The sequence below is a fragment of the Bacillus timonensis genome (assembly GCF_000285535.1).
Classification (GTDB): Bacteria; Bacillota; Bacilli; order Bacillales; family Bacillaceae_L; genus Ferdinandcohnia; species Ferdinandcohnia timonensis.
On sequence record NZ_HE610986.1, the window covers coordinates 751,411 to 764,283 of the forward strand.

The following is a 12,873-nucleotide window of genomic DNA, read 5'->3' on the forward strand; positions in this document are numbered from 1 at the left end:
AGTAAGTTTAGAATCTTAGGACTTTATTAGAAGTTTTATCTAATAAACTGCTAATTTACTAAATTTCACTACATATGCTCCTCTCAAGCGAGGAGCATATGTGTTTACCGATCTTGATTACAAAAGAAACTCTTACCCTCTAATAGATTCCTTGCTTTTTTCAACAATTTCAGCTAAGTACACCAACAAATCATCACGTAACGTTTCATTTTTTAGTGCAAACTCTACCTGCGTCTTAATAAACCCAATCTTCTCCCCAACATCATAACGAGTACCTTCGAAATCATACGCAAACACTCTTTGAATTTCATTCAACTGCTGTATCGCATCTGTTAATTGAATCTCTCCACCGGCACCTGTTTCTTGTTTTTCTAAGAACATAAAAATTTCGGGAGTTAGGATATAACGCCCCATGATTGCTAGATTTGAAGGAGCTGTACCAGGTGCAGGTTTCTCTACAAAGTTTGTTACCTGATATCTTCTTCCTGTTTGAACAGATGGATCTACAATCCCATAACGATGAGTTTCTTCAGATGGAACCGTTTGTACGCCTATAATTGAAGAAAAAGTTTGTTCATACTCATCCATTAACTGTTTTAAGCACGGTTTCTCAGCTTGAACTATATCATCTCCAAGTAAGACGGCGAATGGTTCATTCCCAATAAATTTGCGGGCACTCCAGACTGCATGACCTAAACCTTTTGGTTCTTTTTGACGGATGTAATGAATATCTACCCTAGAAGATTTTTGAACCTCCTCTAATAATTCGAATTTTCCTTTTTCGATTAGGTTCTGCTCTAATTCAAATGAGCTATCAAAGTGATCTTCAATGGCACGCTTTGTTTTACCAGTAACGATGATAATATCTTCAATCCCAGACTCAACTGCTTCTTCTACAATATACTGGATTGTCGGCTTATCTACGATTGGTAGCATTTCCTTTGGCATTGCTTTTGTAGCAGGTAAGAATCTTGTGCCCAGTCCCGCTGCAGGAATAATAGCCTTTCTAACTCTCATTTCTTAATGACTCCCTTTCCTTCCTTTTAACCCTAATTCACAACTTTTGCCAGTGTTTTCTTTGGTTCAATGCGGTTATTTGCTAAATCTAGTAATCTTTTACTCAATTCTTCAGTCTCTAGTTCTAAACCGTGAGCTAAGATTTCATTTACCTCTTCCTTATAAAGGTTATATGTTTTGCCGATATAAATCTTAGGATAGATTTGACCCTTATCAAGATGAATCTCATCTTCATTTAACAGTTCTTCAAACATCTTCTCCCCAGGTCGTAACCCAGAAAATCGAATCTCAATCTCCTCAAGCGTATAACCTGAAAGAGTTATTAGATTTTTCGCCAAATCCACAATCTTAACTGGTTCACCCATATCAAGAACAAAAATTTCTCCACCTCTCGCTAATGCACCTGCTTGTAAAACAAGGCGAGAGGCTTCCGGTATTGTCATAAAATACCTTGTCATATCAGGATGTGTGACCGTAACAGGTCCTCCTGCTTGAATTTGCTTTTTAAATAATGGAATTACAGACCCTCGGCTACCCAGCACATTCCCAAATCGAACAGCGGCAAATTTCGTATTACTTATAAGAGCAAGGTTTTGAATAACCAACTCTGCCAAGCGTTTCGTTGCACCCATAACATTTGTTGGGTTTACAGCCTTGTCAGTCGAAACAAGAACAAAGTTTTTTACTCCGAACGCATCACATGCTTCTGCAACATTTCGTGTTCCGAATATATTGTTTTTCACTGCCTCTTTCGGGTTGTACTCCATTAATGGGACATGTTTATGAGCAGCCGCATGATACACAACATCGGGAGAATGTTTTTCTATCACTTCAAACATGCGGTTACGATCCTGTACATCACCAATTACAGGGATAATTTCAAATTGCGCCTTATATTTATTGCGCAGTTCCATATCAATTAGATAAATACTATTTTCCCCATGTCCTACTAAAACAAGTTTATTTGGGTTAAATTTACTTACTTGTCGACAAATCTCGGACCCAATTGAACCACCAGCACCTGTTACGAGGATTGTTTTACCCGATAAATATTCTGAAATACTTTCCATATCCAATTGTACTGGTTCTCTTCCGAGTAAATCTTCCACTTGTACATCACGGAAGCTATTCACTGTTACTTTCCCAAGCATGACATCTTCAATCAATGGCATGATCTGTGTCTTCGCTTTTGTCTTACTACATTCTTGGAAAATATCATTTAATTCCTTTTTACTTAGGGAAGGAATTGCAATAATGATATTTTCGATATTCTTCATTTTAACGATTTCTTCTATCTGATTAATACCACCCAACACAGGTAGGTTATAGATTTCAAGATGTTGCTTTTTAACATCGTCATCTACAAAAGCAACAGGTTTGAAATCGAGATCATGATTTTGTTGCAACTGTCTTACAAGCATAGTACCTGCTGCACCCGCACCGATAATTAGAGTTCTTTTTTAAACTTAGATTCTCTATAAAAGGCATCATGGAAAAGCCTCCACGAAAAGCGAGAGCCTCCAATAAAGAGGATGTGCATCATCCATGTAAGACCTAATACCCTCACATATACATTGCCAATCACGATGATTTGGACGACTCCTAGTGCTACAATTGAAAAAGTCACGGCCTTTGCAATGCTAATTAACTCTCCAATACTCGCATACTCCCAAGCCCTTTTATATAGGCGATTGACATACGCAAATATGTGATGACTTACTAAAAGAGTAAATGAACTTATTAGCAAAACTCGCGATGTGAATATATTAAAATATGGATGAAGAACAAAATAACTAATATAAATTGCAATTAACACAATAATAGAATCGATTAGAACTAAAGACCCTACTCTTTTTCGATAGGACAAGGTCATACTCCCCCTTTAAATGCTTCTATGTAATTATTAGAAGCAGATATAGTTCTCACTTTACTGAAAAGTAGATCAGAAAAGTCCAAACAATTTCTTTTTCTTAATTTTTTCAGGATTTTCTCTTAAAACCGTTCTTCCTTCAACAAGTAATTCGGCATTTTCTTTAAAAAAATATTCGACACCCACACCAAATTCTTTAACCAACTCACTATAAGCATCGCTCATTCTAAACGGACGACTTGATAGATTATGAGCATCAGAAGCCACAAAATGTGTTAAATTTGATTCAACTAATTGTAAAGTGAATTTCTTTATCTTTTTGCCGAAATGCCCGGTTACACTTGAAGATGTAATTTGCGTACATACTCCGTTTTTCACAAACTTGTACAACAAATCGGGATTTTCAATAATCTCGCTGTTGCGTTCTGGATGAACTATTATTGGTGTTAATCCTTTTAATTGAATATCAAAAAGCAGCTGCTCTGAATAACGCGGAACATGTCCGCTCGGAAACTCAATAAACAAGTACTTTCCACCATCATTTAATGTAAGCACTTCTCCATTCTCGTATTCTTCTATTATCTCTCCATAAATTCTAGGTTCTTGTCCGGGTAAAATCGTTAGGGGAATCTTATGTTGAGATAATGCTGAATTCAGAATCTCAACCTTTTGCAGAATTTTCTCTTTTGGGTTATCATAATCTCTATTTTTATGATGCGGAGTTGCGATGATTTTCGTAATTCCTTCTGAAACAGCTAGCTTTGCCATTTCAATACTTTCATCCAGGTCTTTTGAACCATCATCTAAACGCGGTAAGATGTGGCAATGAATATCAATCATAAGTACCCCCCTCAAACATGTACATGTTTCGACAAATTATTCTACCAAAATGCTTACAATCGTAATAGTAGCACATTATATATGGCAACTGAATAGGGGATTTTGTCGAATACTGACGAAACCCCCTTTAAATTTGTGGAAATCAACCTAATTTGTTCCGTAGTAATAATAATGTTGGCTTTCCTTTTGACTTTTATTATTGAGTACTACTCCTAATAATTTAGCTTGAGCGCTAACTAGTAATTCTTTTGCCTTAACAGCAGCCTCATTTTCCGTCTTCCCACTACTTACCACCATTACAACCCCATCACATTTATTTGCCAAAATTTGTGCATCTGTTACCGCTAGAACTGGAGGCGTATCAAAAATAATGAGATCAAATCCTTCTTTTGCATTTTTTAAGAATTCATTCATAGACTTTGATCCAAGAAGTTCAGCTGGATTTGGAGGTACTGGTCCACTTGTTAGTAAATAAAGATTTTCTTGATCCGTAACTTGGACAGCATCAATAAGCGAAGACTGTTTTGTAAGGACATTTGTAAGTCCTACATAATTTTCCGTTCTAAATGAATAGTGAGATGTAGGTTTACGTAAATCGGCGTCTACTAATAGAACTTTTTTTCCTTGTTGAGCAAACACAATCGCAATATTATTTGTTGTTGTGGACTTTCCTTCCCCTGGTCCAGATGAGGTAACCATCAACGTTTGTAATTCTTCATCCACAGTTGAGAATTGTACATTTGTTCGAATTGTTCTATATTGTTCTGATATTGGTGACTTCGGATTAAGCATTGTGATTAAGCTTCGGTTTTTCATTGTGAACTGTTTTCTTGAAGATTTTTTACGAGCCAATGGATTCACTCCTTACTCTACTCATACTTTTTTGAGTCGGAATATTTTCAATTTCTGCTTCCATATTAATTGTTGTTATTGCACCTAAAACTGGTAATTCTAATAGCTTTTCGATATCTTGTTCTGTTTTGATTGTATTATCCAAATATTCTAGTAGGAATGCCACACCAACTCCTACCATTAAACCTAATACCAATGCAATCGCCATATTTAATACAGGCTGTGGTTTAACTGGTGATTGGTTTTCAGTTGCAATTGCAGGTGTTAAAATATTCACATTATCGACGTTCATAATTTTCGTAATTTCCGTTTCAAATACTGTCGCAATCTTATTTGCTATTTCTGCGGCCTTAATTGGATCCGTATCTGACACAGTAACATTTACAATTTGTGAATTATCCACACTACCAACTGTTACTTGAGAGTTCAAAGAGCTTGTCGATCTTTCAAGGTTAAGCTCATCTCGTACAATATCTAAAATAGCCGTACTTTTAATAATTATATTGTACGTATTGATCAATTCAATATTGGTCCGGATATCAGCTTGATTTATTCCTGCATCATTTGATGATTTTTGATTTACTAGAATTTGTGTAGAAGATTGATAGACAGGTGTTAGAAAAAAGTAGCTAACAACCCCTGCTGTAGCAACCGCTAAGACTGTAATAAGTATAATTAACGATAGTCGTTTTCGTATCGTTTGAAATATTTCTTTTAAACTAATAGTCTCTTCCATATTGACCTCCGTAAAATTTGTCGATAGTTTTATGCACTAAATGTAATTATAAACAAGGAATTTACAAATTTCTACATAATCACCAAAAAAGTTTGTGCCACATTGTTCCTTTCTTTTTTCCAAGAAGAGAATGTGACTTTTGGCCTATGTCGTACTTTTATTATTCTACCTCTTCTATATTAAAATTCAATAGGAATTGAATTGTTATATTATGGTTTGATTGGTATCTGTCGAATTTTATTGTAGCAATGCTGACAAATTACACGTATTTTTTTAAATCATTTATGTTATTTTTTTAGCAAACCTTCTATAAGGAGATGATATACATGCACTTCGAACTATTATTAGATGCCGTATTCGGACCACGGGAAGTGCTTCATGATTTAGAATGTACAGTTTGCGGACACAATGAACTTTACTACATTCATCCTCAAACAGGCAAACAAATTGGAAGGGCTTGCGAGGAGTGTAACTTTTTTCAAAAGTTCGATGATAATGATATGGATCTTTAGTATAGATAAAAGAACATTCCTTGATTTAACAAGGAATGTTCTTTTAGTGTTTATTTTTTATCGGTGATTTATTCAATAATCCCCACATAATCTTCTATTTTTTTGATATCCACTTCATACTTTATTCCATTGGTAGCGAGATTTTCTTCTTTCACTCTAATTAACGTCTCAATGACAGAATTTGTTTCATTATTCATTTCCTGTAACAACCTCTTTGTATATAACAAATCGTAGTATGTGACGATTTTATAATCTTCGGATTGAAATGTACCATCCTGATTCAACTGATAGTATACATTTCCTTTTGGGTTAATCCAGGCTTCGCCTGTATCATTCAGGGCTTGCAGTATTTCATTGGCTGCAGTTGCATATTTGTCATCCGAAGATTTTTGATAGGCATAGTATAGATAATTTGCCAGACTTACTCCATGGTTTAAAGATACATGTGGTAATTCATTACTGAATTCGGAAAAGTAGTCGACGAGAAACTTTCCCTTTGAAGTTTTCATTACATATCCTTCTTGCATCTTTTCAACTAAGAAGTCGCCATACAATTTATAGTTATCTTTGTACTCGGTAATCTTCAGGTTCCTTGCACGTCTATCCTGAGCTCTAAAGATATTGTCATTATGTCTCGAATCTACATAATGTGTAGTGATCCCATATTTTTCATCCAGCCATGTGCTCGTATAGTTGGTATACCATAGGCCATCCTCATCCCTTATCGATTCAAGTTGAACAAAGGAATTCCAATTAATATCTTCAAAAAAGCGATTGTTCAACTTCTCATAGGCGATAATCGATTTTTTTGCACTTTGACGGACCAATGACCGAACAAATCCTTTTTCTGAAGCTGGGTAAATAGTGGCCACCGCTTTTGATTTAACTTCTGTGGGAGTTAGCCATTTATATTCATCAATCCCAATTTTCTGAGCCACATCAAATTCTTTTGCACTATTAAAAAGAGGCTTATGGCTCAATACATACCATGACTCACCTGAATCTTTATGGGCATTGGTTGTTACGGAGAGCACAAAACCTTCATTGGTTTTCTTGTTTTTGATATTTCGGTGTTCCGCAATAAGTTCATATACAGTACTTGTTTTCCTCGTATTTCGATAGGTGTGTCTTAATGTTTTAAAGGTGTATTGCCCACCAATAAAGACACTGCCCACTTCATCCACCGAATTACGATGATACTCGAAGTAGGTAAATCTGTTTGTTGTAGGATCTGTATATCTTTTTCTGTTCGGATACACTTCTGATGTGGGTCGATCAAGTTCAAGTTTTTGATACGTATCTCCTCGAAAGTTTTGTTCTAATGTAAGACTTACGTCGTTTATTTGGGAATCAACATGTACAAAAACAAAAAGGTCTTTTGTTGGGACCTTCCTTAGGGTTACCTGTGCTACTCCAACCCTTTCCTCAGCTTCATTCATAATGTCAAGGTAATATACCTGATCCTTCACACCATATAATGAAGCTTTCTCTTTCCTGTTTAATTTTAATTTGTGGTGTTTGGATGTCGCTTCAAGATGAAAGCTTCTATTTAATAATAGTTTTTCTTTTGGTGCTTCCTTTTTCGCATATACTTTTGCTTCATGTTGTTGGGGTAAAACAAACAAACATAAACATACGATTGGAAAAATAAACAAAAATCTTGTGACCCAGTTCTTGTTATGTGTCATATTCACTCTCACCAGTTCAAGGAATAATTAGTATACTGACCAAATCATTTTGACAATATAAAAAGAGTAAAGCATTTTGTTATATGCCTTACTCTTAACGACTTGTCGTTTATTTATGTATTGAATGTCCCGGTTTGTATAAGTGACCGGCTAGTCCATTCTCTTCCTTCTAATCCACCAATAAACTCCTCCACCGATTACACCTAATGCTAGCAAAACTGAGAAGATAATTTTTTCTTTAAAGAACGGTGAATGATTGCTTTGTACTTTTGTTGATGCGATTTTCGTGTCATCTTTTTCGATTATTTCCTCATCTTCTGAAGGTGTTTCTTCCGTAACTACTTCTTCGCTTTCCTCTTCTTCTATTGAATCTTCTTTATCTTGATTCAATTCTTCAACAACTTCTTCCGTCTCCACTTCGGTACTATTGGTTGTGTCAGTTGTACTTGTGGTCACTCTTTGTGAACCTGTATGTTCTGTCACAACTGGTGAAGTTGGTTTTGGAGAACTAGTACCTGGTTTTGGCGTTGGCGTTGGCTTCGGCTCGGGTTTTGGGGCCGGCTTTGGTTCTGGCTTCGGTGTTGGTTTCGGCTTTGGTTTTGGTGCAGGTGTTGGCGTCGGTGCCGGTTCTGGATCTGGCTTAGGCTCCGGAGTTGGTGTTGGCTTTTCTGGCTCTGGTTCAGGTGTTGGTTCTGGCTCCGGCTCTGGTGTTGGTTCTGGCTTTTCAGGTTCCGGATCAGGATTTGTGACCGGATTTGGTTTAGGCTTTGGTCCTGGGTTCGGGTCAGGCTGTGGCGGAATGACCATTTTTCCTGGATGTAAAGCAATGCTCAACCTTATAGGTTTAACGTCATTCTTCTCTCCATAAGCATATTGCGGAAAACCAAAAGCAAAAAGTACCCCTATTATTACGAAAACCTTTATTACATTACGTGCCCTTTTCACAGTCATCACTTCCCATACCTTACTAGTAGTATTTATCTATCATTTCATTGATTCTCTTATTCTAGTAAAAAATTCCTGTTTTTATTATATCGTATAATACTCGTTTTGCCATAGAAGGAAAGCATTTTTCCTGACTGTATTTTTCAATTTTCAACTTTTGAATAAAAATATGAACCCCCTAAACTAGATGATTTCTCCAGCTTAAGGGGTTCATGTTAAAAGAACAGTATCACATTTTCGTTAAATGACTAATTGCTTTCCGCTCATGGTATTGCATTTTTGATTGAATGTCAGACTTTGTATTCGCACAAAGGCAATCCTCTAGTAAAGCTTTGTTTTTGCTAAACTGTAGGCTATGCCAATAGTATTTTGCTTTTAAAATCAATCGTTTCACGGATCATTCCTCCTTCGAATTGCATAAATCGTCGGAGTTTCGTGTTCGGAAACTGGCTGGCGTAGTCAAATGACAGTAGCCCCTCTAGCTTTGCGTCATCACCTTTCAATGATTTTGCCCTTTCGTACGATTTATGTTCGTACCATTAATATTAGTTAATCAGACTCATACCAAAAAGAGTCTTTAGACCTATTTTTAGTGCTATATAACTAGTTGGAGAGGGTTGTCTGTTTATTTATTTCAACACCGACTCAAATACAGTTTTTACCTTCGGTGTTACGTCATGGCTTCCATTTTTCACATTTTCGATTAACATCGCCACTAACAGACTCGGGTTTTCCGTATTAACTGCAACAAACCAACCATTTTCCTGACCGTCTTCCTCTTTGCTTGCTTTTAATTCTGCTGTCCCTGTTTTACCAGCTAGTGTTACGCCGTCTATTTTGGCATCACGCGCTGTTCCTTTAGGGTCTTCAACTGTTTGAACAAGATCATTAAGGATGAGTTGGGCGGTTTCTGGAGTTATGACATTTTCCTTCCACACTTCAGGTTCTGAACCGTCCAATATTAGTTTTGGTTTGATTAGGTTTCCGGAATTAAGTAATGGTGTATAAGATACAGCCAAATGGATTGGGCTCATTTCAAGCTGTCCTTGCCCATATCCTGTGTCCGCTGTTAGAATCTCTGTGTTTAAACCCTCATTCGAAACCTTTGATTCATATACGGGATATTCAAACGGGAATGGCTCACCAAAACCATAATTCACTAATTCCGATTCAAAGCGCTCGCCGCCAATTCCTAATGCTGCCTGAGCAAAGTAAATATTGTCGGAGTAAACAAAGGCATCTCTTAAGTTCACCGGTTTGCCTGGATCACTCACCCTTGTGATTGAATATCCGCCCCATGAACTGTCTTTCTTCCACTGCTTCCCTTTGATGTCGATTGAGGTCTCAGGTTTTATCACATCGTTCGTTAGGGCGATTCCGGCTGTGATTGGTTTAAAGGTAGACCCAGGTGCATAGGTCATAATAAAACGATTCAATAATGGTTTAAGTGGATCTTCATTTAATTCGGTCCACGGCGCATTTCCTAACACAAATGCATTTGGATCAAATGATGGACTACTTACAAGTGCAAGCGCCTCCCCTGTAAGTGGGTGGATTGCTGCTGCAGCCCCAGCTTTCCCATTGAGTTGATCATATGTAACAAGTTGTGTATCGATATCAATTGTTAATTTGATTGTTTCGCCATCTTTCACTTCTTGCTTCGCAAGAGTGACATTTTCTCCGCCGTTTGCCTTTTTAATAAAGAGATGAGTGCCTTTTTCTCCTCTTAGCCGGTCCTCTAACACTAACTCAAGACCCTTTTTACCTACTACATCATTAGCTGAGTACCCTTTTTCTTCAAGCTTTTTTAAATCCTCCGCGGTTACTTTTCCAATGTATCCAATTAGATGCGCAACCGCCTCTTTAAATGGATATACCCGAGAATCCACCTTTTGTGAAAGGACGCCATTTAACTGTGTAACCTTTGTCGCAAGCTCTTGATCTTGTATAGGGAGTCTTGCAATTGGCACAAAATAGTGAGGTTGAACCCAAGAAGCATTTAACTCTTTTTGAATGGTTTCTGGATTTATTTTTAATAACTCTGCTGCTTTCCTAATTGTTTCATCCTTCTTTTCACCGAGGTCTTGGGGGACCATTCCGATTTCATAGACAACCCCATTTTCAGCTAAATTTACGCCGTTGCGATCAAGGATTTCCCCTCGTGTTGGTGATGAAAATTCGAGTCCAATTTCATCCCCTTCTTCCATGTCTGGAAAGAACATCGCTGGTTCCCATTTTATTGCCCACTTCTTCTCGTCTTTCTTTTCTTCTAAAACAAGAGTTGCTTGTTCTGAAAATTCAACAGGGCCTGCAATTGTCTCCATTGAAAGATTGTATGGGAATGTCACTTCCCCTTGTTCGTTTGGTTCAATCTCCTCTTCTGGAGCGTTGAAATCGATTTTGAGATTACTTACACCAATATCCCGATAAATCTTGGTGAACCGTTCTGAGAATTCTTCCTTATCTACCGTTTCCTTTGTGTCTGTTGAAAAGTTATCATATAATTCATCGAAGTTTTGTTTCTCCCAATTCGTAATAAACGCATTGAATTGATCCTCTGGTTTTGGGTCTTCCTCGCAACCAGTTAGTATCATAAGACTTGTCAGTATACTAACTGCGACCAAAAGTATTTTTTTCATCTTCCTCTCCCCTTTCCCATATCATTCTTATATTTTAACAATTTTTCGATAAAAATGGGACACGGGGACAGGTTATTTGTCCCACCTAGGTATGCTTTAATGAACCTGTTCTTAGTGTAGGCTTCAAAATCAAGTGCAACGCTGTTCGAAAGAATTTTTTTTAAGATCACCATACATTATAAGGTAGCTTGAGATGGTATGAAGACAATAAAAAAGTGGGTTAGGCACAATCCCCTCCCCACTTTAATATCAACTATTTTCCGGTATATCTAAAGGATACCATATATATTTCTGATTCTTGGATTGGGTTGCGATGCCATCCATAGTATAAGCTAATGGGATACGAAATTTGGTAATTTGAGTCAATGATGTGTTGTCCGGCCTGAAACACACCAGGTTCCCACTTAAAATTGAGATTGTTTTTTGTATGGAGGATGTCGACTTCATTTGGTGTCAGATATATTCGTTCTCTTGACAAGGCAACACTACTAATTTTACCGTTATCTTCAAATACTGTCGTCCCGTCAGGAAAGTCATAAGTCGTTCCATACTCAGTCACGACTTTCTTCCCTTTCTTTAATGCAGATTGTTGACTGGAGGCAGATGCCCCGACTTTAATCGTTATGTTATCAAAGGTTACTGTTTTTGTTTTTGAAAACGTCTCTGTAAAGTCAATGATATTATCTTTCGTTAAAAAGGTGGTTTCTCGTTTTTTCGAAAGCTCCGTTACGACTTTATTACTTACTGCACTCGTTCCGCCAATAATTTGGAAATTGGATATATTAAATCGTCTGATTACGTTCACGTTAAAATAAGGAAGACTATTGGGCTTGACTGTTAAAAACCAAGCATTTTGCTTAGCCGCTAAAACGGAACTTGTAAGTGCATCTGGCCAATGATCACCCCTCACAACGACCGCTAGATTTTTCGGAAGTTCTAGACTGTCAAAATAATGTTGATTTAAGCGATAGGCGGTATGGTACCTGTCATTTCCACTGACTCTTATTGTGTAATGCTTCTTATTCACTTCTTCAAATACACTGTAATCTATTACTTCAGTCCCACCTATCAGTCTGCCTTGCGACAATTTAGGTTCATTCAGTAGTTTATTTACGGAGGACGGCAGCTTTTTCTTGGTTGTAAGTAAAATAGGGGCCTTATCTCTAATCGCAAAACTTGATGCAGATAAGGCATCCGCAAAGCTTGTACCACTTGCAATAATAAATGGAGAATAATAACTCTTGTTTACTACTTTTAGATATTCTCTTGCAATATTTGTTGATGTATCGTAGCGGTCTTTACCACCAATTCGTCTAATAGAGGAGATGCCCAACGTTTTTAATTGACTTTCGACATTTTTTGTAACCGCATTTTCTCCTCCTAGAATGATGATATTCTTTGCTTGTAATCTACTAATCTCTTGCTGAGTAGCAGAATATAATTCTTTTGGAGTTGTTAACAAAATTGGGGCATCCAACTCATATGCCAAGGGAGACACGGCTAATGCATCCGGAAAATCCATTCCCGTTGCCAAAACAACCGTATCTGCCGTGGTCCACCCTTTTTTCGAAACTTCAACCGCTGTTTCATATCTGTTTTTTCCCTTAATTCTTTCTGCTGCTTCAGTCATACTTGGAGCCAAGAAAACGAGTAAAGCAACAAACATCACAGCACCAAACCTTTGCAGCCTCACCATACCCATCACCTCTTTATTATTTAAAATTTTCAAACAATTCAATTTTAGCAGAAAATGGTTCTTTGGTATAGGACTATT

The 12,873-nt window shown here is 37.2% G+C and carries 10 protein-coding genes, 1 pseudogene and 1 riboswitch; of the genes and pseudogenes, 1 reads left to right on the forward strand and 10 read right to left on the reverse strand.

The features are described from left to right. Nucleotides 1–132: 132 nt before the first annotated feature. The 5 genes and pseudogenes from galU to BTHG_RS12335 form a co-directional block, all read right to left on the reverse strand. A complete protein-coding gene (gene galU, locus BTHG_RS12315; protein ID WP_010677049.1) occupies nucleotides 133–1,017 on the reverse strand; it encodes a UTP--glucose-1-phosphate uridylyltransferase GalU in 885 nt (294 codons plus the stop codon). 32 nt (nucleotides 1,018–1,049) lie between these two features. Then, nucleotides 1,050–2,884 (reverse strand): annotated as a pseudogene (locus BTHG_RS24890) (polysaccharide biosynthesis protein). A gap of 75 nt (nucleotides 2,885–2,959) precedes the next feature. Beyond that, nucleotides 2,960–3,727 (reverse strand): tyrosine-protein phosphatase, encoded by a 768-nt coding sequence (locus BTHG_RS12325; RefSeq protein WP_010677050.1) that lies wholly within the window; start codon nucleotides 3,725–3,727, stop codon nucleotides 2,960–2,962. Nucleotides 3,728–3,874: 147 nt separating this feature from the next. Then, the gene (locus tag BTHG_RS12330; RefSeq protein ID WP_010677051.1) at nucleotides 3,875–4,579 is read right to left on the reverse strand and encodes a CpsD/CapB family tyrosine-protein kinase; all 705 of its coding nucleotides are present in this window, start codon (nucleotides 4,577–4,579) and stop codon (nucleotides 3,875–3,877) included. Next, the gene (locus tag BTHG_RS12335) at nucleotides 4,569–5,315 is read right to left on the reverse strand and encodes a YveK family protein (RefSeq protein ID WP_010677052.1); all 747 of its coding nucleotides are present in this window, start codon (nucleotides 5,313–5,315) and stop codon (nucleotides 4,569–4,571) included. The genes BTHG_RS12330 and BTHG_RS12335 overlap by 11 nt, the downstream gene beginning before the upstream one ends. A gap of 326 nt (nucleotides 5,316–5,641) precedes the next feature. On the opposite strand from BTHG_RS12335, the gene BTHG_RS12340 reads away from it, so the two are divergent. Continuing rightward, nucleotides 5,642–5,827: a hypothetical protein gene (locus tag BTHG_RS12340; protein ID WP_010677053.1), complete on the forward strand. Its 186-nt coding sequence runs from the start codon at nucleotides 5,642–5,644 to the stop codon at nucleotides 5,825–5,827. Nucleotides 5,828–5,895: 68 nt separating this feature from the next. Here the strand turns inward: BTHG_RS12340 and BTHG_RS12345 are convergent, their stop codons facing one another. From BTHG_RS12345 to BTHG_RS24900, 5 genes are all read right to left on the reverse strand, one after another. Further along, nucleotides 5,896–7,515, reverse strand: coding sequence for a hypothetical protein (locus BTHG_RS12345; protein WP_010677054.1), 1,620 nt, complete (start codon nucleotides 7,513–7,515; stop codon nucleotides 5,896–5,898). Between the two features lie 150 nt (nucleotides 7,516–7,665). Next, the gene (locus tag BTHG_RS26800; protein ID WP_010677055.1) at nucleotides 7,666–8,460 is read right to left on the reverse strand and encodes a hypothetical protein; all 795 of its coding nucleotides are present in this window, start codon (nucleotides 8,458–8,460) and stop codon (nucleotides 7,666–7,668) included. A 229-nt stretch (nucleotides 8,461–8,689) separates the two neighbouring features. Beyond that, complete coding sequence (locus BTHG_RS26805; RefSeq protein WP_157256192.1) at nucleotides 8,690–8,854, reverse strand: hypothetical protein; 165 nt, start codon at nucleotides 8,852–8,854, stop codon at nucleotides 8,690–8,692. Nucleotides 8,855–8,898: 44 nt separating this feature from the next. Beyond that, nucleotides 8,899–8,983, reverse strand: a riboswitch (cyclic di-GMP riboswitch). A 106-nt stretch (nucleotides 8,984–9,089) separates the two neighbouring features. Then, nucleotides 9,090–11,099: a penicillin-binding transpeptidase domain-containing protein gene (locus tag BTHG_RS12360; protein WP_010677056.1), complete on the reverse strand. Its 2,010-nt coding sequence runs from the start codon at nucleotides 11,097–11,099 to the stop codon at nucleotides 9,090–9,092. A 253-nt stretch (nucleotides 11,100–11,352) separates the two neighbouring features. After that, nucleotides 11,353–12,795 (reverse strand): cell wall-binding repeat-containing protein, encoded by a 1,443-nt coding sequence (locus BTHG_RS24900; RefSeq protein WP_010677057.1) that lies wholly within the window; start codon nucleotides 12,793–12,795, stop codon nucleotides 11,353–11,355. Nucleotides 12,796–12,873 lie beyond the last annotated feature (78 nt).